This window comes from Schaalia georgiae DSM 6843, assembly GCF_000429245.1.
GTDB classification, from domain to species: Bacteria; Actinomycetota; Actinomycetes; order Actinomycetales; family Actinomycetaceae; genus Pauljensenia; species Pauljensenia georgiae.
Map to the genome: position 1 here is coordinate 42,615 of NZ_AUBM01000009.1, position 21,645 is coordinate 64,259.

Here is a 21,645-nt window from a genome sequence, read left to right on the forward strand (position 1 = left end):
TCACAACCGTGAAGCCCTGGAGGAAAGCGTGGCGACCGACACCATCACCAGCGCATGGGCGTTGGCACTCGAGACAGTCCCCACCAAAGAGCTCGGACCCGCTGCCACGTCCATGCTCCGATCCGCTCGGCCCCTGGGGGACATCGAGGGAACGATCCTGCTGGCCGTCCCCAACGCCTTCACGAAATCGTGGATCGAGGACCGCGCCTCCAGCCAGCTGACCGCCGCCCTCACCGCCTCCCTGGGGCGCACCGTGCGCATCGCCATCACAGTCGACCCCTCGATCAGCGTCGTCACGGAGGAACCCCGACCTGAGCCCGAGCCCCCCGCCACCTCCCCCCTGGCCCCCGCCGCCGCTTCTGCCTCCCCACTCGCACGGCCAGCGGCCCCGCCCGAGACCGGTCCCGCTCTGGTCTCCTCGGCGCAGAACGGGGGGCTCACCCACCTCAATCCCAAGTACACCTTCGAGACCTTCGTCATCGGCCCCTCGAACCGCTTCGCCCACGCCGCCGCGCTCGCCGTGTCCGAGACGCCCGGCACCTCCTTCAACCCCCTGTTCATCTACGGCGACTCGGGCCTGGGCAAAACCCACCTCCTCCACGCCATCGGGCACTACGCGCTGTCACTGTTCCCCCACCTCAAGGTGCGCTACGTCAACTCCGAGGAGTTCACGAACGAGTTCATCAACGCGATCCGCCTCAACAAGACGGACAACTCGCAGGTCGAGGCGTTCCACAGGCGCTACCGCGAACTCGACATCCTGCTCATCGACGACATCCAGTTCATCGGGGACAAGGAGCAAACCGTCGAGGGCTTCTTCCACACCTTCAACGCCCTCTACGAGAACAACAAGCAGATCGTCCTCACCTCCGACGTCCCCCCCGCCCAGCTCAACGGCTTCGAGGACCGCATGCGCTCGCGCTTCGCCTCGGGCCTGCTGGTCGACGTCCAGCCCCCGGACCTGGAGACCCGCATCGCGATCCTGCAGAAGAAGGCCACGACCGACTCCCTGGAGGTCACCCCCGACGTCCTGGAGTACATCGCCTCGCGGATCTCGTCCAACATCCGCGAACTCGAGGGGGCACTGCTGCGCGTCATCGCGTTCGCGAACCTGTCCAAAGAGCGCATCGACCTGCCGCTGGCGGAGATGCTGCTCAAGGACTTCGTCTCCGATCCCACCGACAACGAGGTCACCGTCCCCCTCATCATGGGCCAGTGCGCCCACTACTTCGGGATCACCATCGAACAGATGTCCTCCTCGGACCGCTCCCACACGGTGGTCGAGGCGCGCCAGATCGCCATGTACCTGTGCCGCGAGCTCACCGACCTCTCGCTGCCGAAGATCGGCCAGGCCTTCGGCCGCGACCACACGACGGTCATGCACGCCAACAAGAAGATCACCTCCCTCATGAAGGAGAAGAGGGAGACCTTCAACCACGTGTCGGAGCTGACCAACCGCATCAAACAGAAGGCCAAGGAATCCTAACCCGGTTTCCACAAGCACTGTGGGCCCGCGGTGGACACACCCCGTTCCGCCTGTGCACGACGGCACCCGATCTGTGGAGGGCGGCAAGGGGCGGAGTGCCCGTCCACAGCCCGAGCGGGCGCATCCCCATCTTCGTCCCGAAATTACAGCACTGTAATTATCCGCGCCCCCTCAAGCAAAAGTCCGGTTATCCACAGTTTCAACACCGCTTATTGTGATGAAGGAAGAATATACGAGGAATCAATCCACTCCCCCGCACATGGGCGCCCGTGCCCATCGGCGCAGCGCACGGCCCTCGGGCTGCGGCCGGTCGTGCGCGCTTGCGGGAGAGGCTGGGCGCAACAATGCCCCGTGCCCATGGGCCCGACTCTGAGGAGAACCGGCAGACCCCGGGTGCCGTGCCGGGAGCACTGACGGCTCGGGCGCGAATCGTCGAACGGCCGTAGCCGATGCGCCGAAACCAGTCACTTGTAGGTAAAGTAGGGACGCGATCGTATTCCCTGTTTGGAGGCTGGCATGAAGTTCACCGTCGCACGAGACGTCCTCGCCGAGGCAGTCTCCTGGACCGCCCGCGCGCTACCGGTCCGACCCGCCAGCCCGATCCTGGCCGGTGTGCGGATCCACGCGGCCGACGATGAGCTCACCCTCTCCTCCTTCGACTACGAGGTCTCCGCGAACTCGAAGATCCCGGCCACCGTCGACGAGGCGGGCGAAGTACTAGTCTCCGGCCGCCTTCTGGCCGACATCTCCAAATCCTTGCCCTCCAAACCCGTCACCGTCGAACTCGAGGGGCAGAAGGTCAACCTGGTCTGCGGATCCTCCCACTTCACATTGGCGGTCATGCCGCTCGACGAGTACCCGCTGCTGCCCACGCAGCCCGCCGCCATCGGCTACATCGACCCACAGCCCCTCGCCCAGGCGGTCGCCCAGGTCAGCATCGCGGCCTCCCGCGACGACACCCTGCCCCTACTCGCAGGCGTGTGCACCGAACTGACGGGCTCGACCATCACATTCCTGGCGACTGACCGCTACAGGCTGGCAATGCGAGAGCTCGACTGGCAGCCCACCGACACCTCCATCGAGGAGGTCACCGTCATCAAGGCCCGCATCCTCCAGGACGTCGCGAAATCCATGACTTCGGGGACGAAGGTCGAGGTCGGCCTGTCGGGCCAGTCCCAGCCGGGCGCCTCCTCCCTCATCGGCTTCTCCGCCTCGGGCCGCCACACCACCTCAACGCTCATGGACGGCGACTACCCCGCGGTACGCCGCCTCTTCCCCGAGACGACGCCCATCCAAGCCGTGTGCGACCGGCACGCCCTGCTCGAAGCGGTCAAACGCATGTCCCTGGTCGCCGAGCGCAACACCTCCGTCCGCCTGGCCTTCAGCGAAGGGCAACTGGTGCTCGAGGCCGGCCAGGGCGAGAACGCCCAGGCCTCGGAGGCCATCGAGGCGACCCTGCACGGAGACGACATCTCCACCGCCTTCAATCCGCAGTTCCTCATCGAGGGACTGTCCGTGCTCGACACCGACTACGTGCGCTTCGGTTTCACCCACGCCACGAAGCCCGCCGTCATCACAGGGCAGAAGAAGCCCGACGAGGGCGAGGTCACGCAGTTCCGCTACCTCCTGATGCCGATCCGCTTCGGCATCTGACCCCGCCGTGCGCGTCTCCCACCTGGCGCTCGACGACTTCCGCTCGTGGAGGCGCGGGCTCGTCGAGTTCTCGCCCGGGGCAACGGTACTGGTGGGGGCCAACGGCCAGGGGAAGACGAACCTCGTCGAAGCGATCGCCTACCTGTCCACCTTCTCCTCCCACCGCGTCGGGGCCGAGTCGGCCCTGGTGCGGATCCCCGAGGATCCGACCTCGACCGCTCCAGGAGGAGCCGTGATCCGCGTGCGGCTGGTGCAGGCGGAAGGGCGCGAGCAGGTCGTCGAACTCGAGATCGTGCGCGGCAAGGCCAACCGCGCCCGCATCAACCGCACGCAGGTGCGGCCCCGCGAGATACTCGGCCTGGTCAAGACCGTGGTCTTCGCGCCGGAGGACCTCGCGCTCGTGCGAGGGGACCCCGCCGCCCGCCGCGCGTTCATGGACGACCTGGTCATCCAGCGCAGCCCCGTCATGGCGGGCGTCAAAGCGGATTTCGAGCGGGTGGCCCGCCAGAGGGCCGCGCTCATGAAGTCCGCGCAGGCGACCGCCCGGCGGGGCGGAGTGCCCGACTTGTCCACTCTGGACGTGTGGGACCAGCAGTTCGCCCACCTGTCAGCCCGCCTCAGCGCCGCCAGGGCGCAGGCGGTCGCTTCCCTGGCCGGTCCCGCCTCGCGGGCATACGACGAAGTCGCGGACTCGCCCCGCCGCCTCGCCCTGTTCTTCGAGGCATCAGTGGACCGCGCGATCGGCACCGACCCGGAAGACCCCGCCAGCGCGGACCCGTGCGACGCGCCAGCGCAGGAGAGGCGCACCCTGGCGGCGCTGGCCGCGCACCGCGACAAGGAGGTCACTCGAGGCGTCAACCTGGTCGGCGCGCACCGCGACGAGCTCTCCCTGGTCCTGGGCGGGATGCCAGTCAAGGGCTACGCCTCGCACGGCGAGAGCTGGTCGGTGGCCCTCGCCCTGCGCCTGGGTGCTTTCGACCTGCTCAGCGAGGATGGGGACACGCCGGTGCTGATCCTCGACGACGTCTTCGCCGAGCTCGATTCTGCGCGCCGCGAGGGACTGGCCGCCATGGCCTCGCGCGCCGAACAAGCCATCATCACATGCGCCGTCGAGGAGGACATTCCCGCCGGACTGGACCATCGGACCATCCGCATCCGCATGGATTCCGCGGAGGGGAGCACCGCCGATGTCTGAGGGCGCCGACGAGGAATTCGCCGCCCGCGCCCTGGAGCGGGCGCAGAAAGTGGCGCGCGCGAGGGGGTACATCCGCTCAACCATGCCCACGTGGGGCATCGACGAGGAGCGCCCTGCGCGCACGGCCGACGGCAGTTCCGAGTACGCGGCCATCGAAGTCGACGGCGCGGGCGCGGTCGAGGGTGCGGACTCGAGCGCGCGCCGCGCGCGGATGAGGGCCGAGGCCTACGGGCGCGCGGGCGCCGCGCCGGATGCTGAGGCGGATCCGGAGGGGGACCTCGGCGCCCTGCGCGCAGCGCTGGCCACCCGCCCCGACCAATGGCGCAAGAACCCGGGGATGGCCCCGATGCGCACCCAGTACCGACGGGCCTCCAGCCTGGGGAGCGTCCTGAACCGTATGATCCGGCGCAACCAGTGGGACACCCCCACCCGCATGGGGTCGATCATGGCGTTGTGGCCCGCCATTGTCGGAGACGACATCGCCGCGCACGCCACGATCGAAACCTTCGAGGGGCACAAACTCATTGTGCGGTGCTCGTCGACCGCCTGGGCCAAGAACCTCCACCTGTACCTGCCCATGATCGAGCGGCGCATCGCCGAGGAAGTGGGAGCGGGGGTGGTCCAGCAGGTCGTCATCCGCGGGCCGGTGGCCCCCTCGTGGCGCAAGGGCCCCCTGTCGGTCAAAGGGAGGGGACCGCGCGACACCTACGGGTGAGGGGCGCATATGCCCGCAAAACTAACAGTTTATTGGTAAGTGTTATTTTGCTGTGGATCGGTGCGGTATTATCGCACTCAACAGGTGCGGTCACCACACGGCGCGCCAGTCGAACATGAGGAGAGCTCCATGTCCACAGTCCCACCTTCTGCCGGTGGCCCCACCCCGTTGGGCCCGTCGCAGGATCCCTGGTCCGCGAACCAGAACCCGGGCGCTTCACAACAGGGCGCCCCTGGCGCATCCCCCCTGCCCTACTCCGATCAGCCTACCTCGGTGCTTCCCCCAACTTCCGCCCCGTACCAGGGCGGCGGGGCCCCGGGCTCCCCGCAGCAGGGCGGGTACCCGCCTCAGTCGAGTCCGGGTGCTCAGCAGAACGGCTACGCCCCCACCGCCCAGCAGGGCGGGTACGGGGCACCGGATTACGGCCAGGGCGCCCCCTACGGGCAGCCCGGACCGGGGTATGGGGGCCCCGGTGGCTCCCCTGCGCCCAAGAAGAACACGACGGCGATCATCATCGGCGCAATCGTCGCCGTGCTGGTCGTCGCGGGTGTGGGATTCGCTGTCTACTGGTTCGGATTCCGCGGTTCCTCCGATCCGACGGCCGGATCCGCGCCGACCGAGTCCGCGCCTGCCAGCCCCGGCGTTCCCAGTGCTGGCGGCGGTTCGCCCAGCGCCGCACCGACCTCGTCGGGCGGCGGGAGCTCGAATGGGGGCTCCGCCTCCCAGGGGCAACCGGGCAATATGACCCTGGATGCGTCCGGTGTGAAAATGTCGGTCGACGGCGCTGAGCGCGGACCGAAGGACAACAGCGGACAGGACACTGTGGTCGTGACTCTGACAACGACGAACAACACCAGTTCGGCCCAGCCCGTAGTCGCCGCAATCCCGCTAGCGTTCTCAGGTCGGGAGGCGAAAGACGAGAACGTTCTCTTGCCAGCGGTCTTCCCCGTGGGCAGTGAGCCCAATGGGGTGGGTTTCAAGGAAGGCGATGAGCAAACCGTTCAACCCGGGAAGAGTGTCACGTGGAAGCTGGCGTACACGCTGCCGCAGACGACTGATGAGATTACCATCCAGTTGATCAGCGCGGATGGGAGTACGGCGGGCCCCTGGACACTGAAACTTTCGAAGTAACCGCAGGGCCCGCGCGGACAAGATCGGCCCGGCAACGAGCACAAGGAGAAACCATGTCGTACGCACCGCCCCCGGAAGGGGGATCCGGCTCTTGGGGGCCCACCGATCCTTATGGGACGATGGGCGTCAAGCCTCAAGGGGAATCGGCGCAAGGGGCGCCCAAACCGGGTAGTGCCCAAGCCCCACTGCAGCCCCAGGCTCCCGCGCCCCAGGGCTTTCCCGGGCAGCCCGCAGGGGGCGGAGCGCCCTGGGCTGGCGGGTCCTCAGACTCCACAGGCTCGCAAGTTCCGCCCCCGCCGGGGGGCTTCGCCCCCACGGGATACGGTGCGATGGGCCCCGCGCAGGGCGGTTACCAGATGCAGCCGCCCGCTCCAGGGGCTCCGGGAGGGGCTCCGGGCAGCGGCGGCAACAAAAGCATGTGGATCGCCATCGCCGCAGTGGTGGGTGTTCTGGTCGTCGCCCTCGGCGGTTTCGGCATCTACAAACTGGTTACAGGCGGGCAGTCGGCAACGACCACCCCGACCGCGGGCGCGACTGCTCCGCCAGCTGGCGCCGACCCCGCTCCGTCGCCCACCACCCCCGCGCCTGGCGCAGGCGGCCCTTCCCCGTCGGCTGGCGGGGGTAGCAAGGCCCCGTCGGCGAACACCGGGGCAACGGACTTGGGAACCACCTCAATGGCTGGAGGCAAGGTCGTGTCCGAGTTCAGTATTCTTCCTGGGCCGGACGACGCGCAGGGGAAGAAAACCATCATCGTCGTGCAGAAGCTGACGAACAACTCGTCCGAGTCGATCAACGTCAGCAATTACTCCATGTTCGTCACCCAGCGCAAGGCGTTGCTCGAGCACTCGGACTACCCGTCCGGCAAGAAGCCCGACCAGGTCGATCCCAGCAAGTGGTTCGCGATCGTTCAACCCGGTCAGGAGATCACGGTTTCCTTCGCGTACACGCTGGTCGATTCCTCACAAGTTGAGATCGAACCCTATGACGTGACCGACATGGCCACGGATTACCCGAAGTACTACTGGCAGCCCTCGTAACGGGGCCCATCCGCAGCGAGGAGCCCGGGCAGTGCTCGCACTGCCCGGGCCCTGCTGGCGTTCGCGGGGCGCCACCCGACCGGAGGCTCCCAAGGAACACTGTGCGATAGGATCCGCCCGTAGGAGCCCTCGAGCCGGGGGCGGGATGAATCAAGGAGCACGCAGTGTCGTACACGCCGCCAGGGGGCAGCCCCAACCTGGATCCATTGCCCTCAGGGCAGACGAACCCACAGGATCCCTACGGCGCTCTGAGCGGGACCCCTCCCCAGGGGTCCCCGGTGCCCGGCAGTGCCCAGCCCGGGTCGGCGCAGGCGTCCCCTGCCTCGTCGGCTGACGGCGGCGGAGCCAGCGGCGGCGGCCACTTCCCGCAACCCGGGGCCTTCGCCCCCTCCGGGTACCAGGCAACGCCCTACCCGACCGCCGCGTCCCAGGATGGAACGGGGTACGGCGCGATGCCCGCGGTGAACGCTCCGACCTTCCCAGCCGTCCGAATGGCGGGCGCCCCGCAGAACACGTCGCCGACGACGAAGGCGGCGGGCACGATCGCGGGGATCCTCATCGCCGTCGTCCTGATCGGTCTGGTCGCCTTCGCGATCTACAGGGTCGCCCTGGTCGCTTCCCCCTCCAACGATCCAGTGCCCGGGTACTCCTCCACCAGCGCGTCCCAGGACGACGACCCCATGGAGGCGGACCTGCCCGTCGCGAAGGCGCACATCGCAGTCGACGACGTGCGCGAAGGGCCCGAGGACGTCAACGGCCGCGGCACCGTGGTCTTCACCTTAACGGCGACGAACAACTCCGACGGGCCCCTGCTCAAAACGGATCTGCACCCGGAGGTCACCCAGAACGGCGCCGACCGCTCGCTGACGGACTACCCCAAGGGCGGGGAGCCCGAGGGCTTCGACCCCAACGGGATCTTCGGCGAGATCCAACCCGGCGGGACGCAGACATGGACGGTCGCCTACGAGGTCTCCAACCGCACGGACCTGACCGTCCGGGTGCGCGACTCCAACGGTTCCACCTCCGGCCTGCCCGAGTGGGTCCTCAGTTTCCCGTGAACGCGCCCTCCGGCCCGCTGTGCGCAACGGCGGCGGGCCGGGAGCCGGCCGCCTCGTGATCCGGTGCTGCCGCATATGATTCGTCACAGGGCCGAAAACGTTGAAATATCAATATTTTATGGAGTAACCCCTGAGGGTGTCGTTTCCCGGGCGCACAGGCACTTTTGATAGAATCTGCAAGGTTAAACATCGGATCTCAGTGATCCGGTCCATGCGCGAGGGGAGCCACGTGGCTGACATCGACAACAAGACCGACGGCGCCGCGACCTACGGCGCCTCGGACATCACCGTTCTCGAAGGACTCGAAGCCGTCCGCAAGCGCCCGGGCATGTACATCGGGTCCACAGGGGAGCGGGGCCTGCACCACCTGGTGTACGAGGTCGTCGACAACTCCGTCGACGAGGCGCTGGCCGGGTACGCCGACCACATCGAGGTCACCATCCAGGCCGACGGCGGTATCAAAGTGGTCGATAACGGTCGAGGCATCCCCGTCGACGAGCACCCCACCGAGCACAGGCCCACAGTCGAAGTCGTCATGACGATCCTCCACGCCGGCGGGAAGTTCGGAGGCGGCGGCTACGCGGTCTCCGGCGGCCTCCACGGCGTCGGCATCTCCGTCGTCAACGCCCTGTCCACCCGGGTCGACACCGAGATCCGCCGCCAGGGCCACGTGTGGCGGATGTCCTTCGCCAACGGCGGCACGCCCGTCACCCCGCTGGAACGCGGCGAGGAGACCACTGAGACGGGGACGACCCAGGTCTTCTACCCCGACCCCTCCATCTTCGAGACCGTCGAGTTCGACTTCGAGACCCTGCGCCAGCGCTTCCAGCAGATGGCCTTCCTCAACAAGGGTCTGCGCATCACGCTCACGGACGAACGCGAGAACGCCATCGAGGAGGGCGACGAGATCGCGGGCGCCCCCGACGAGGACCCGCAGGAGGCCGGGGGGCGCCTGAGCGTCACCTACTGCTACGAGCACGGCCTGCGCGACTACGTCGAGTACCTGGATTCGGCGAAGAAGACCGACACGATCAACAACGAGATCATCGACTTCGAGGCCGAGAACGACGAGGGCACCATGAGCGTCGAGATCGCCATGCAGTGGACCAGCGCCTACTCCTCCTCGGTGCACACCTTCGCCAACACCATCAACACCACCGAGGGCGGTATGCACGAGGAGGGCTTCCGCACGGCCCTGACCTCCCTGGTCAACCGCTACGGCCGCGACAAGGGCATCATCCGCGACAAGGACGACAACCTCACCGGCGACGACGTGCGCGAGGGCTTGACCGCCGTCATCTCCATCAAACTCACCGAACCCCAGTTCGAGGGCCAGACGAAGACGAAACTGGGCAACACGGAGGCGCGCACCTTCGTGGCGCAGCAGGTCTACTCCAAGCTCACCGACTGGTTCGACGCCCACCCCGCCGACGCCAAGGCCATCATCGCCAAGGGGCAGGCCGCGCAGGCCGCCCGCGTCGCCGCCCGCAAGGCCCGGGAGGCCACCAGGCGAAAGGGGGTCCTCGAGTCCGCCTCCATGCCCGGCAAGTTGCGCGACTGCTCGTCCCGCACACCCTCCGAGTGCGAGATCTTCATCGTCGAGGGCGACTCCGCCGGCGGCTCGGCCGTGGGCGGGCGCGACCCCGAGCGCCAGGCCATTCTGCCGATCCGCGGCAAAATCCTCAACGTGGAGAAGGCGCGCCTGGACCGCGCCCTGTCCTCGGACACGATCCGCTCCCTCATCACGGCCTTCGGGACCGGCATCGGTGAGGAATTCGACATCGAGAAGCTACGCTACGGCAAGATCGTCATCATGGCCGACGCCGACGTCGACGGCCAGCACATCGCGACCCTGCTGCTCACCCTGCTCTTCCGCTACATGCGTCCCCTCATCGAGGGCGGGCACACATTCATCGCCATGCCGCCGCTCTACCGCCTCAAATGGACTAACTCGGACCACGAGTTCGCGTACTCCGACAAGGAGCGCGACGAGCTGCTGGCGGTCGGGGCGGCCGCGAACAAGCGCCTCCCGAAGGAGGGCGGCATCCAGCGCTACAAGGGCCTCGGCGAGATGAACGACCACGAACTGTGGGAAACGACGATGGACCCCGAGCACCGGATCCTCAAACAGGTCACCCTGGACGAGGCCGCGGACGCCGACGAGACCTTCACCATCCTCATGGGTGACGATGTCGACAGGCGCCGCACCTTCATCCAGCGCAACGCCACAGACGTGCGCTTCCTCGACATCTGACCCATCACCAGCGGTTCCGCGCACCGGGCGCTGCCCGCGCGGCCGCAGAACGAACGAAGGAACAACGTGAGCGACGAGCGAACCACCGACGCGCGGCACATCTCGGACACCGAGCGCGTCCGCCAGGTCGACCTTCAGAAGGAGATGCAGCGCTCCTACTTGGACTACGCGATGAGCGTCATCGTCGGGCGGGCCCTGCCCGACGTGCGCGACGGCCTCAAACCCGTCCACAGGCGCGTCCTGTACGCCATGTACGACGGCGGCTACCGCCCCACCTCGTCCTTCTCCAAGTCCTCCCGCGTCGTCGGCGAGGTCATGGGCAACTACCACCCGCACGGGGACGCGGCGATCTACGACGCCCTGGCCCGCCTCGTGCAGCCCTGGTCCCTGCGCTACCCCCTGGTGGCCGGGCAGGGCAACTTCGGAACCCCGGGCAACCTGGGGCCCGCTGCCCCCCGTTACACGGAGTGCAAGATGGCGCCCCTGGCCATGGAGATGGTGCGGGACATCGACGAGGAGTGCGTCGATTTCCAGGACAACTACGACGGGCGCAACCAGGAGCCCACCATCCTGCCCGCCCGCTTCCCCAACCTGCTGGCCAACGGCTCCGAGGGCATCGCGGTCGGCATGGCCACGCGCATCCCCCCGCACAATCTGCGCGAACTGGCCCGCGGCGTCCAATGGGCCCTCGACCACCCCGGTGCCTCCCGCGAGGAACTGCTCGAGGCGCTCCTCAAACTCATCCCCGGTCCCGACTTCCCCACCGGCGCCACCATCCTGGGGCACAAGGGCATCGAGGACGCCTACCGCACGGGACGCGGCTCCATCACCCAGCGCGCCGTCGTCGGCGTCGAGGAGATCCAGGGCCGCCAGTGCCTGGTGGTCACCGAGCTCCCCTACCAGGTCAACCCCGACAACCTGGCCGACAAGATCGCGCAGTTGGTGCGCGACGGCCAGATCCAGGGGATCGCCGACATCCGCGACGAGACTTCCGGGCGCACCGGCCAGCGCCTGGTCATCGTCCTCAAGCGCGACGCCGTCGCCAAGGTCGTCCTCAACAACCTGTACAAGCGCACGCCCCTGCAGGAGAACTTCTCCGCGAACATGCTGGCCCTGGTCGACGGGGTTCCGCGCACCCTGTCCATCGACGGGTTCATCCGCCACTGGATCACCCACCAGATCGACGTGATCGTGCGGCGCACCCGTTTCCGCCTGCGCAAGGCCATGGAGCGCCTGCACATCCTGGAGGGCTACCTCAAGGCCCTCGACGCCCTCGACGAGGTCATCGCCCTGATCCGCCGCTCCCCCACTGTCGACGAGGCGCGGGCCGGGCTCATCGACTTGCTCGACGTCGACGCCGTCCAGGCCGATGCCATCCTGGCGCTGCAGCTGAGGCGCCTGGCCGCCCTGGAGCGCCAGAAGATCCTCGACGAGCACGCCCAGCTCAAAGCGCGCGTGGACGATCTGCGTGACATCCTGGACAAGCCCGAGCGCCAGCGGGCGATCATCTCGGAGGAGCTGTCCGAGATCGTCGACAAGTTCGGCGACGAGCGCCGCACGACGATCCTGCCCTTCGACGGCGAGATGTCGATGGAGGACCTGATCCCCGAAGAGGACGTGGTCGTCACCATCACCCGCGACGGCTTCGCCAAGCGCACCCGCACCGACAACTACCGTTCCCAGAAACGAGGCGGCAAGGGGGTGCGCGGCACCCAGCTGCGCGGCGGCGACGTGGTGGAGCACTTCTTCGTCACCACCACCCACCACTGGCTGCTGTTCTTCACCAATCTGGGACGCGTCTACCGCGCCAAGGCCTACGAGATCCCTGAAGGGGGCCGCGACGCGAAGGGCCAGCACGTGGCGAACCTGCTGGCTTTCCAGCCCGACGAGCGCATCGCGCAGGTCTTGGCGATCCGCACCTACGAGGACGCGGACTACCTGGTGCTGGCCACCAAGTCCGGACTGGTCAAGAAGAGCCCGCTGGCCCTGTACAACTCTCCGCGCTCGGGCGGCATTATCGCCATCAACCTGCGCGAGGACGAGGCGGGCAACCCCGACGAACTGGTGTCGGCCCAGACCATCATGGCCGACCAGGACCTCGTCTTGGTCTCCCGTGACGGGCAGGCGGTGCGCTTCGCCGCCACCGACGAGCAGCTGCGCCCCATGGGCCGTTCCACCTCCGGGGTGCGCGGCATGAAGTTCCGCGGCGACGACGAGCTGCTGTCGATGGAGGTGCCCGAAGAGGGCACTGACTTGCTCATCGTCACAGAGTCCGGGTACGCCAAGCGCACGCCCGTCGCCGAATACCCCACGAAGTCCCGGGGCACTATGGGTGTGCGGGTCGGCAAGCTCTCCGACGAGCGCGGCGGCCTGGTCGGCGCCCTCGTCGTCAAACCCGACGAAGACGTGATGGTCATCACGGAGTCTGGGAAGCTCGTGCAGGTCAACGCCTCGGACGTGCGACCCACCGCCCGCAACACAATGGGTGTGATCTTCGCCCGCCCCGATGCTGACGACCGCATTATCGCGATCACCCGCAACTCCGACTCCACCGTCGGCGCCGAGGACCAGGACGACGCGGACGCGCCCGCCGACGACCAGCCCGCCTCCGAGCAGTGAACGCGCCCCTGGGACCGGGGCCGCGCCCCGTCCCAGGGAAGGAACGACCGGGCCCCGCGCAACGGAGGGACCGGTACGATAGCCATTAGGTACCCGCACCTGGAAGGAAACCCATGAGCGACCAGCACGCACCCACATCGAACCAGGTCGACGCGCCCCGCCGCGTCGACCTGGCGATCGCACGCATCGATGCGTGGACCGTCATGAAGGTTTCATTCCTGCTGTCGGTCGCCTTCGGCATCGCCATCGTCATCGCCACCATCGTCCTGTGGTTCATGCTCGACGCAATGCACGTGTTCTCCACCTTGGAGTCCTTCCTGCAGGAGATCGGTGCCGGCAAGTTCACGGAACTCCTCGAGTACGTGCGCCTGCCCCGCACCATCGCCTACGCCACCATCGTCGGAGTCATCAACGTGATCCTCATGACCGCGATCTCGACGCTGGGGGCCATGCTCTACAACGTGGTCGCCTCCCTGGTCGGCGGCATCAAAGTGTCCCTTATGGACGAGTGATCCGAATGGGACGCACCCTCAGCGCGCGGTCGACGGCGGCGCCGACTGCCCGCGGGACGGGACCCGGAGCGGGCGCGGGAACGAAATCGCCGTCCTCCACCACCCACGTGTAGGGGTCGTGGCCCATCGGACCGGGCAGGCCCGAACGGACGAAGCGCGCGGGGCCGGGCTGGTCGAGCAAGACCGACACCCACGATCCCGGAATGCGCACCCGCGAGGCGGGCGCCGCGTTCGCCTCGAAGAACCCCGCTCGGACGAGAGGGGCGGGGAAGCCAGGGGCGTCCAAGGAGAACAGGCGGACCCGTTCCGCGTCGCGGGGGCGGGCGCGCAGCAGGCTCGCCAGCGCGTACTCCGCCAGGTTCCCGCCCTTCGAATGCCCCATGACGAACAACGGCCCCGAGTGGCGCTCTGCCACGAACGCCAAGTACCGGGCCGCCGCCCTGTGGCCCGGCAACGGGAATGACAAGCCCATGACGGCGTCCTCGGCCCAGCCCTGCCACGACCTATCCGTGCCGCGGAATACCACCATCGTGAGCGATCCGGCACCCCCGGGAGTCCACAGCGTGAGCGCTGAGAACTGGCTCAGCGGGCGCGCGCTCCACCGGTCCACGGCGTGGGCGCAGGTGAGGGGCGCGAAACGGGGCGACGACGCCGCGGCGACCAGCATGCGCCGATCGAGGCGCGGGTGCAGGGAATGGCGGTAGAGGAAACGGGACTGGGCCAGTGCGCCCAGGTCGGCCACCTGCATCCCGTCGGCCCCGCGCACGGCCCCGAGCGCACCGAAATCGCATTGCGCCAGGCAGCACAGGGCCAGGGCATCGGCTGGACTCGGCGGAGCGGACGGGTCCGTGTCCGCCCTGCGCGCGTGATCGATGACGTTGCCCATAGCGCCTACCTGCCGGGGAAGGGAATCAAATCGAGGATCGCCCTGCGCAGCACGGCATGCGCCTCGCGGCCCATGGACGTGAAGGAGCGTGCGAAGAACGGCAAGTCGGCGGCGAAGGCCGCGACCATCTCGGGCACGGTCGTCGTCGACGAGCTGATGGCGACCCCGTAGAGGGCCTCGATGAGCAGCTCCGCCTCTTCGCGCGGATGGGCGGCCAACCAGCGCGTGAGCCGCCTGTCGAATCCGCGGGCGTCCTTGTTGAGCGGGGAGTCCACGAAATCGCCGTCCTCGACCCGCCACATGTACGGGTAGTGCGCCAGGATCCCGTTCGTGGTCGCGCGGATGACGCGCGCCCGGCGGGGCGAGGACATGAGGAGCCCCACCAGGGCCGATTGCGGGACGGTCTTGTGGAAGATGTGGCGGACGGGGGCGAACTCGTCCAGGGCGCCGTCGGGAAAACCCGGGCCGTCGTGGTTGTACACGGCGCCGAGGCGCGCGCGGACCGGCGCCCGGGCGTGCGCAGCGGCGTACTCCGCCAGGTTCCCGCCCTTCGAATGGCCGCCGACGATGATCTGCCCGCGCCTGTGGGCGGCGACGTGGTCGAGGTAGGCGGCGGCGCGCCTCTGGGCGGGCACGGGGTACTGGAAGGACATATTGAAGTTCTCCTTCCACCCGACCAGGCTCGCGTCCGTCCCCCGGAAAGCCACGTAGGTGAGGTGGGGCCCGAGGGCGAAGGACACGGCGCAGAACTGCTTCTGCTCGTCGATACTGGTCTCCGTCGCGTAGGAGAAGACCCGCACGTCGCGGAACCGGGGGTTCGCAGCCATCGCCGTGAGCAGCTGGTACCCGTCGTGGGGCTTGAGGACGTGGGTGAAGCACTGATCGTAGTTCTCCGCGTGCGCCAGGTCCCCGATGCGCACGCCCGGGCGCCGGGCGCGGACTCCCGATACGGGGGACAGGTCGAAGTAGGCGGCGGCCGACAGGATCAGGGAGTCGACCTCGCGCAGCGGCTCCGCGTCGAGGCGCGCCAAGTGCGTGCGCGCGTCGTCAATGATGGTGCCCATGCTCCCCCTTCCGCGTCCTGTGTCAATCGTAGGGGCCCCAGGACGGCTGCGGGAGGTCGAGACCGCCGGTGGCCCACGACCGGGCCGTTCCCCGCCCCACCTGATGGACGACACACCCTAGTGTTGGACGTCACCTAGGCGGATTTGTTGGCTGGGGCGGCCGCTGTGTACCATATCCGAGTGCCCTCAAGGGCGCGGATGGGCCTATAGCTCAGTAGGTTAGAGCGCAGTCCTGATAAGACTGAGGTCGGTGGTTCGAGCCCACCTAGGCCCACCATCCACAGGTGAGCACGAGCCGGGGAGGTCGCCATGAGGAAGTGGGCCACGTGCCTAGTCGCCGTTGGGTCCGCAATCGCGGTTGGCCTGGTGGTGCGCCAGATCGTCCACGACCTCTCCGACAACGCCGAATTGTGGACATCCGTCACGGATGCCGTGGAGGGCTGAGCCTTCCGAGGGGCTATGGCGCAATTGGTAGCGCACCTGCTTTGCAAGCAGGGGGTTACGGGTTCGAGTCCCGTTAGCTCCACCACCAGGGTCTTGCACGAAACTGGGTCGAAGTGAATATGATTCTGGGCTCCCTCGGTGTTCGCCGGGGGAGTTCTCGCGTGTGTGGGGCCGGGCGCGGTGGCGGCGGGGGTGCTGGCCGTGGCGGCGTGGATGAGTGCGCCTGTTGGCGAGTACCAGAGCCGCCCGTCAACACGAGCCATCACATCAACAGTCATCACGTATCGATCCTTTCAAATCAAGGGAAAACACAGACAACTGAACACGCCCTCTGTACGGCGCGCGCCGCGTACACCCCACCGGGGCCGCTCTGCTCAAACTCACCCCTGCACTGACACAGACGAGCATGCCCCAGGAGTTGGTCGAGATGCACTCCCTGGGCCGCACCCCGACAAGACGGGCGGCGGACATCCTCGCCCACTATCCGTCACCCCCACACCTCCAATGGCTTTACCGAGGCCATGGGTGGGTGTTTGGAACACCTTAGGGGCACCGCCCTCAGATTCCGTAACCAAACCCTCTACTGACTCCGAGGCCTCCTCGAAACCGACGATCTCGCACACCGCCTCCATCACAAATACGAAGAATCAGACTAGTCTCCGTATAGCAATCTTAAGTCGATTGGAGATATGCTACAATTATAATATGCACACTGTTCTTTGTACGCGGACGACGAGGTTTCGATCAGTCGTTGGATTGCTGGTGCTTTTTGTTCTTGGTATGACAGCGATGCGATTCGCGGCTCGTTACGTGTCGTCAGTTTCTGGTGGTGCGGGAATATTTGATCTAAATTTTGGTAATGATGGAACCTATATTCACGATAACCTCTTGGCGCTAGGTGATGCTGGTAAAAGCGCCTATCTGTACATTTTTTTGCCCATTGATACTGTTTATGTGGCGATATATGCTGTATACTATGCCTACGCTTTGGCGTTCTTTCTACAGCGCACTATAAATGATCGATGGAATTGTGCTCGATGGGTAATATTCCTTCCTGTTTTAGGTGCTGTGTGTGACTGGTTGGAAAATGTGTCCTTCACCTTCATGCTAATTCAGCCTTCTGGCTCTATAGATTCATTGCTGGTAACAAGCACTTCCTTACTGACTAAGACAAAATTCGTCTTGGTGTATCTATCGCTATTGTTGGTGTTGGGACTAGCGGCGACATGGCTAGTGTGTTATGTTCGCGCCAAACGAAACCGTAGGATATTACAGTAAACTGGGTGCCATGAAAAGTACAATGTGGTGCCATAGGGTGTGAGTCGGTTTTCTGGTCGAGAGGGGTCGGGTGTAGGTTGTCGTAGGCTTTTGAGTACGTGGGACCGGGCTGTGACCGGCGGGCTGGTAGGACGCGGCCTTGGTGTGACGCCCTCATCGGCCATCAACCCTACCTGGGCGCGAACAGCGACGAACCGGGCAACCGCCCCCGCCACCTTCGACTATCCCATCCCCACAAGAAGCATTCACCCAACTCATTGCCATCCCCCAGGTGGCGAAGACCGACTCCGCGCGAACAGTAGATCCGATGAGGAGCTACCCATAGAATACTGAAAACTGTGAGAAGATTGCCGACACTAGCGTTCCTGCGGAATACAGGCGGCACACGTCGTCTTGTTCTGAATTGGTTGGTGTATGTAGTATTGCTTTCTTGTATTCTGCGTTGATTTACACGATACTGTAAATATGGGTTTCTCATCGGACTCTCGGTCCATGGCGACCAAGAACCGTAGCAGCCTGAACTATTTGCGCGCAAAACTCGTTGAGGGCCACTTGATATTCCCCCGGAATCACGATGAGAAGCGGTTCCGGAGTTTCCTTTGTCGACGCCTCGTCGTCGGTGCTGCGCCAGGGCGCCGACGAATCGGGTCGCGCCGATACGCGAGAGGCCGCGCTCGCGCGCGTCTTCGGTGCGCTTTCAGACCCTTTGCGACTGAGGATCGTGCGGCGCATCGCCCTCGAGGGTGAACTGGGGTGCGGGCAGATCGACCACGGACTGTCCTCCTCGACTGTTTCCCACCACTGCAAAGTGCTGCGGGAAGCGGGGATAGTCGTGAGCACGCCGGTGGGGAACCAGCGCGTGCTGACCCTGCGCCCGGAGTTCGAGCGCGACTACCAGGGGCTTCTGGCCAGTATTGCGCGCAGGGACTCCGTGGTCCCCGGCGGGGATTGAGGAGTGCGGGAGCCGTTGCGCACATTCGACTGACCTGTGGGTCGAAGACTCCGTTTTCGGCTCCCCACTGTGGATGCGCCTGCGAATCGGCGCACTTGCGGGACGAACGCTCCCGGCTATCCACAGGCGTGTCCACAGTTGTGGAGAAATTTTGTGGACGGTTGGCGGGACGGCTCTGACGGCGCGGTGGAATCTGACCACTAGTAGCCTGTGCGAAAATCGGAAGATGAGCACCACCGCGCAGAACACACACGACCCCGCCCGCTCCGCTGACGCCCGCGGACTGCCGCCCCTGGGGATCACAGGGGCCTCCGGGAACGTCGGCGGCACTGTCGCGCGCGTGCTCGCGGAAGCAGGAATCCCCATGCGCCTGCTGGCCAACACGCCCTCACGCGCCCCACAGCTGCCTGGTGCTGTCGCCGTCCAATGCTCCTATGAGAACACCAGCGCCTCCCGCGCCGCCCTTGCGGGCGTGACCACGCTCTTCATGGTCTCCGCCCCCGAATCCGCCGACCGCCTTGCGCGCCACAAGGCCTTCGTCGACGCGGCGGCCGAGGCGGGGGTGCGCCACGTCGTCTACCTGTCCTTCATGAACGCGGCGCCCGACTGCGTGTTCACCCTGGGGCGCACGCACTTCCACACGGAGGAGCACATCAAAGCCTCTGGGATGGCCTACACCTTCCTGCGGGACAATTTCTACATCGACTTCTTCGTGGACCTGCCCGACGAGGAGGGGGTGATCTGTGGACCCGCCGGGGATGGGCGAGTCGGCGCGGTGGCGCGCAGCGACGCGGGCCGGGTCGCCGCGGCTGTGCTGCGCGATCCTGGACGCCACGCTGGCCGGATGCTGAACGTCACGGGGCCGAGCTCGCTCACGCTCAACGAGATCGCCCGGATCCTCACCGGCGCCCTGGGCCGGCCGATCCGTTACGAGCGCGAGACCGTCGACGAGGCCTACGCCTCCCGCAGGAAATGGCCCGCTGAGCAGTGGCAGTACGACGCGTGGGTCTCCACCTACACCTCGATTGCCGCGGGCCAGATGGACGTCGTGTCCACAGTGGTCGAGGACCTCACAGGCCGCCCTCCCCTGAGCGTGCGGGACGTGGCCGAGGGGCGCGGGTAGGCTCACGCGGACGTATTGCGCCCTGAGCTCCGGCTAGGGCGCGGGCACAGCACGAGGCCGGGGGCGGCCCCGGCCTCGTCGTGTTGTGCGCCATCCGGTCGACGGCACTGCCCCGGCGTCGGCGGAATGCAGCTGCCCCCGACCATCCGCGCGGTGGGTGGGTGGATCCTAGAAGGCGCGCCTGAGGACGTTGGGACCCAATAGGAAGGGCGCCAGGATCATCGTGGAGCCCAAGCCGATGCCGAATCCGCCCAGCACGTCCGTCAGCCAGTGGACGCCCAGGTACAGGCGGGAGACAGCGATGAACACGATGAACGCCAGAGCCGCGATCCACAGCAGGTGGCGCAGGCGCCGACCCCAGCGCGTCATTGTGAGGACCAGTACCAGTGCGGCCAGGAACGCCGTGATGGCCGTGGTGTGGCCGGAGGGGAACGAAGGTGACGTCTCAGCCGCCAGGCGCGTGATCTCCGGGGGGCGGGGGCGCCCGTCGAGGGCTTTGATGATGTGGGCGTTGACCGCGGACAGCGCCACAGAGCCCATCACGAAGATGCCGTGGAGGATCTTCTTGACTGCGCGCCACACGATGAGGCCCGCGACGACGGCCATGACAGCGATGGCGTTCGGGTCGAAGACGACGCCGACGCTGTTCATGAGGGTGGTGACGCCCGCGGAACGGGAATCGATGAAGCCGGTCAGCACGGACGAGTCGATGGGTGTGGGGTTCGTGATGAACCCACCGGCGATGCCGACCAGTACGACCAGGATGGCCCCGATGATGACCGGAGCGGAGAACAAACGGCGAAGGAACATGGTCACCAGCCTAGTGGAGTCTCAGTGGTCCGTGCCTGAGACGTACACCCACAGACCGCGGCGTCGTTCAAAACGTGAACTTTCCCGCTGCACTCCCGTCCTGCCCGTCGCCTCATCACGCCAAGATGCTTCGAATGTCACAATTCCCTTGTCGTCGGTCTGCCCGCCTCCTTCGACGGCGACGACCCTCAAACCGGTCCACGAGGTGCCCGGCGCCCAGTAGGGCGGCCGCGGGCGCGTGCGAGGGTGCCACGTGCGGAACAGGTGGTCCTCGTCGCCCAGGGCGAACGCCGTGTAGCGCGAGCGCATGAGGGCCTGGGCCGTTGGCGCGGGCGCGCCGCCCAAGTACGGGCCGCAGCAGCGGTTGAACGCGCTGCCCGACCCGCACGGGCAGGGCCTCACGCCCGCTCCGCCAGCCACCGCTCGGCGTCCAGGGCGGCCCGGCAGCCCGAACCCGCCGCGGTGATCGCTTGGCGGTAGGTGTGGTCCACCGCGTCGCCGCAGGCGAAGACACCGGGTACGTCCGTGCGGGTCGACGGCTCGTCCACCACGATGTACCCGGCCGGATCCAGCGCCACCTGGCCGGCCAGGAAACCGGTGCGCGGCAGATGCCCGATGGCGACGAAGACGCCGTCCACGTCCAGGACGGACTCGCTGGAGTCGGCCGTGGAGGCCAAGCGCAGGCCGGTCACCGAGTCGTCGCCCAGGACCTCGGAGACCGTCGAGTTCCACGCGAAGGAGATCTTCGGGTTGTCGAAGGCCCGCTGGGCCATGACCTTCGAGGCGCGCAACTGGTCGCGCCTGTGGACGACGACCACTTCCGAGGCGAAGTTCGTCAGGAAGAGGGCCTCCTCCATCGCCGAGTCGCCGCCGCCGACGACCGCGAGCCTCTTGTCCTTGAAGAAGAAGCCGTCGCAGGTGGCACAGTAGGAGACCCCGTGGCCGGAGAGCCTGTCCTCGCCGGGAACGCCCATGTGGCGGTACTCCGAACCCGTCGCCAGGATCACAGCCCTCGCGTAGAGGACTTCGTCGTCGGTGGCCACGACCTTCACGTCGCCCGCCAGGCTCACGGACACGGCGTCCTCGTAGCGGATGTCGGCGCCGAAGCGCTCGGCCTGCGCGCGCATGCCCTCCATGAGGTCGGGGCCCTGGATGCCCGTGGGGAAGCCCGGGTAGTTCTCGACCTCCGTGGTGTTCATGAGGGCGCCGCCGGTGGCCAGTGCCCCCGCCAGGACGACGGGCGCCAGTCCGGCGCGCGCCGTGTAGATCGCTGCCGTGTAGCCGGCGGGGCCCGAGCCGACGACGACCACCTCGTGGACGGTGGCGCCCTCGGGCACCGCGGAATCGGGGAGGGGGGCGGTGGCCGCCCCTTCGGGCGCCTTCACTTCGGCGTGGACAAGACCGGTGAGGACAGGGAAGGACATGGGG

18 protein-coding genes and 2 tRNA genes are annotated in these 21,645 nt (G+C 66.9%); 15 read left to right on the forward strand and 5 right to left on the reverse strand.

Annotated elements, in window-relative coordinates; translation table 11 throughout:
* Nucleotides 1-28 precede the first annotated feature (28 nt).
* The 10 genes from dnaA (at nt 29) to G447_RS0104760 (ending at nt 13,660) form a co-directional block, all read left to right on the forward strand.
* On the forward strand, nt 29-1,486 hold the full coding sequence (dnaA, locus tag G447_RS0104715) for a chromosomal replication initiator protein DnaA (RefSeq protein ID WP_026430235.1): 1,458 nt from the start codon (nt 29-31) through the stop codon (nt 1,484-1,486).
* Nucleotides 1,487-2,002: 516 nt separating this feature from the next.
* Nucleotides 2,003-3,139 carry a DNA polymerase III subunit beta gene (dnaN, locus tag G447_RS0104720; protein ID WP_005872853.1) on the forward strand — a complete coding sequence of 379 codons (1,137 nt, stop codon included), beginning with the start codon at nt 2,003-2,005 and terminating at the stop codon, nt 3,137-3,139.
* 7 nt (nt 3,140-3,146) lie between these two features.
* Nucleotides 3,147-4,334, forward strand: coding sequence for a DNA replication/repair protein RecF (recF, locus tag G447_RS0104725; RefSeq protein ID WP_026430236.1), 1,188 nt, complete (start codon nt 3,147-3,149; stop codon nt 4,332-4,334).
* Nucleotides 4,327-5,049, forward strand: a complete 723-nt coding sequence (locus G447_RS0104730; protein WP_026430237.1) for a DciA family protein — start codon at nt 4,327-4,329, stop codon at nt 5,047-5,049. Before recF ends, G447_RS0104730 begins: the two co-directional genes overlap by 8 nt.
* A gap of 273 nt (nt 5,050-5,322) precedes the next feature.
* A complete protein-coding gene (locus G447_RS0104735; RefSeq protein ID WP_243442305.1) occupies nt 5,323-6,180 on the forward strand; it encodes a DUF5067 domain-containing protein in 858 nt (285 codons plus the stop codon).
* 416 nt (nt 6,181-6,596) lie between these two features.
* Entirely contained in the window at nt 6,597-7,217 is a 621-nt protein-coding gene (locus G447_RS11980; RefSeq protein ID WP_131295687.1) for a DUF5067 domain-containing protein, read from the forward strand.
* A gap of 164 nt (nt 7,218-7,381) precedes the next feature.
* Nucleotides 7,382-8,275 carry a DUF5067 domain-containing protein gene (locus G447_RS0104745; RefSeq protein WP_131295689.1) on the forward strand — a complete coding sequence of 298 codons (894 nt, stop codon included), beginning with the start codon at nt 7,382-7,384 and terminating at the stop codon, nt 8,273-8,275.
* A 211-nt stretch (nt 8,276-8,486) separates the two neighbouring features.
* Nucleotides 8,487-10,529, forward strand: coding sequence for a DNA topoisomerase (ATP-hydrolyzing) subunit B (gyrB, locus tag G447_RS0104750; protein WP_131295695.1), 2,043 nt, complete (start codon nt 8,487-8,489; stop codon nt 10,527-10,529).
* Nucleotides 10,530-10,595: 66 nt separating this feature from the next.
* Nucleotides 10,596-13,148, forward strand: a complete 2,553-nt coding sequence (gene gyrA, locus G447_RS0104755; protein WP_026430242.1) for a DNA gyrase subunit A — start codon at nt 10,596-10,598, stop codon at nt 13,146-13,148.
* A gap of 113 nt (nt 13,149-13,261) precedes the next feature.
* Nucleotides 13,262-13,660 (forward strand): DUF3566 domain-containing protein, encoded by a 399-nt coding sequence (locus tag G447_RS0104760; RefSeq protein WP_005872904.1) that lies wholly within the window; start codon nt 13,262-13,264, stop codon nt 13,658-13,660.
* On the opposite strand, the gene G447_RS0104765 is transcribed toward G447_RS0104760, so the two are convergent.
* Together G447_RS0104765 and G447_RS11095 are read right to left on the reverse strand one after the other, a co-directional pair.
* Nucleotides 13,647-14,546, reverse strand: a complete 900-nt coding sequence (locus tag G447_RS0104765) for an Mbeg1-like protein (RefSeq protein WP_026430243.1) — start codon at nt 14,544-14,546, stop codon at nt 13,647-13,649. The genes G447_RS0104760 and G447_RS0104765 overlap by 14 nt on opposite strands.
* A gap of 5 nt (nt 14,547-14,551) precedes the next feature.
* Nucleotides 14,552-15,610, reverse strand: coding sequence for an Mbeg1-like protein (locus tag G447_RS11095; RefSeq protein ID WP_051226252.1), 1,059 nt, complete (start codon nt 15,608-15,610; stop codon nt 14,552-14,554).
* Between the two features lie 200 nt (nt 15,611-15,810).
* Between G447_RS11095 and G447_RS0104775 the strand changes: the two genes are divergently transcribed.
* The 5 genes from G447_RS0104775 (at nt 15,811) to G447_RS0104795 (ending at nt 19,407) form a co-directional block, all read left to right on the forward strand.
* Nucleotides 15,811-15,887, forward strand: a tRNA-Ile gene (locus tag G447_RS0104775).
* 32 nt (nt 15,888-15,919) lie between these two features.
* Nucleotides 15,920-16,054, forward strand: a complete 135-nt coding sequence (locus G447_RS12590; protein WP_243442306.1) for a DLW-39 family protein — start codon at nt 15,920-15,922, stop codon at nt 16,052-16,054.
* 9 nt (nt 16,055-16,063) lie between these two features.
* A tRNA-Ala gene (locus G447_RS0104785) sits at nt 16,064-16,139 on the forward strand.
* A 1,767-nt stretch (nt 16,140-17,906) separates the two neighbouring features.
* The gene (locus tag G447_RS11990; protein WP_081697861.1) at nt 17,907-18,284 is read left to right on the forward strand and encodes an ArsR/SmtB family transcription factor; all 378 of its coding nucleotides are present in this window, start codon (nt 17,907-17,909) and stop codon (nt 18,282-18,284) included.
* 226 nt (nt 18,285-18,510) lie between these two features.
* On the forward strand, nt 18,511-19,407 hold the full coding sequence (locus tag G447_RS0104795; RefSeq protein ID WP_026430244.1) for an SDR family oxidoreductase: 897 nt from the start codon (nt 18,511-18,513) through the stop codon (nt 19,405-19,407).
* A gap of 168 nt (nt 19,408-19,575) precedes the next feature.
* Here G447_RS0104795 and G447_RS0104800 read toward each other — a convergent pair whose 3' ends face one another.
* From G447_RS0104800 to trxB, 3 genes are read right to left on the reverse strand one after another with little or no spacing between them, the layout of a single operon-like run.
* Entirely contained in the window at nt 19,576-20,217 is a 642-nt protein-coding gene (locus G447_RS0104800; protein ID WP_026430245.1) for a phosphatase PAP2 family protein, read from the reverse strand.
* 21 nt (nt 20,218-20,238) lie between these two features.
* A complete protein-coding gene (locus tag G447_RS11995) occupies nt 20,239-20,619 on the reverse strand; it encodes a YchJ family protein (protein ID WP_081697862.1) in 381 nt (126 codons plus the stop codon).
* The gene (trxB, locus tag G447_RS0104805; RefSeq protein WP_026430246.1) at nt 20,616-21,641 is read right to left on the reverse strand and encodes a thioredoxin-disulfide reductase; all 1,026 of its coding nucleotides are present in this window, start codon (nt 21,639-21,641) and stop codon (nt 20,616-20,618) included. Before trxB ends, G447_RS11995 begins: the two co-directional genes overlap by 4 nt.
* Nucleotides 21,642-21,645: the final 4 nt, after the last annotated feature.

Coding starts and splice junctions, on each gene's coding strand:
- G447_RS0104795 (WP_026430244.1), top strand. CDS start 18,511: ATGAGCACCACCGCGCAGAACACACACGACCCCGCCCGCTCCGCTGAC.
- G447_RS11980 (WP_131295687.1), top strand. CDS start 6,597: ATGTGGATCGCCATCGCCGCAGTGGTGGGTGTTCTGGTCGTCGCCCTC.
- dnaN (WP_005872853.1), top strand. CDS start 2,003: ATGAAGTTCACCGTCGCACGAGACGTCCTCGCCGAGGCAGTCTCCTGG.
- G447_RS0104760 (WP_005872904.1), top strand. CDS start 13,262: ATGAGCGACCAGCACGCACCCACATCGAACCAGGTCGACGCGCCCCGC.
- G447_RS11095 (WP_051226252.1), bottom strand. CDS start 15,610: ATGGGCACCATCATTGACGACGCGCGCACGCACTTGGCGCGCCTCGAC.
- G447_RS11990 (WP_081697861.1), top strand. CDS start 17,907: ATGAGAAGCGGTTCCGGAGTTTCCTTTGTCGACGCCTCGTCGTCGGTG.
- G447_RS12590 (WP_243442306.1), top strand. CDS start 15,920: ATGAGGAAGTGGGCCACGTGCCTAGTCGCCGTTGGGTCCGCAATCGCG.
- gyrB (WP_131295695.1), top strand. CDS start 8,487: ATGCGCGAGGGGAGCCACGTGGCTGACATCGACAACAAGACCGACGGC.
- trxB (WP_026430246.1), bottom strand. CDS start 21,641: ATGTCCTTCCCTGTCCTCACCGGTCTTGTCCACGCCGAAGTGAAGGCG.
- G447_RS0104730 (WP_026430237.1), top strand. CDS start 4,327: ATGTCTGAGGGCGCCGACGAGGAATTCGCCGCCCGCGCCCTGGAGCGG.
- G447_RS0104800 (WP_026430245.1), bottom strand. CDS start 20,217: ATGTTCCTTCGCCGTTTGTTCTCCGCTCCGGTCATCATCGGGGCCATC.
- G447_RS0104765 (WP_026430243.1), bottom strand. CDS start 14,546: ATGGGCAACGTCATCGATCACGCGCGCAGGGCGGACACGGACCCGTCC.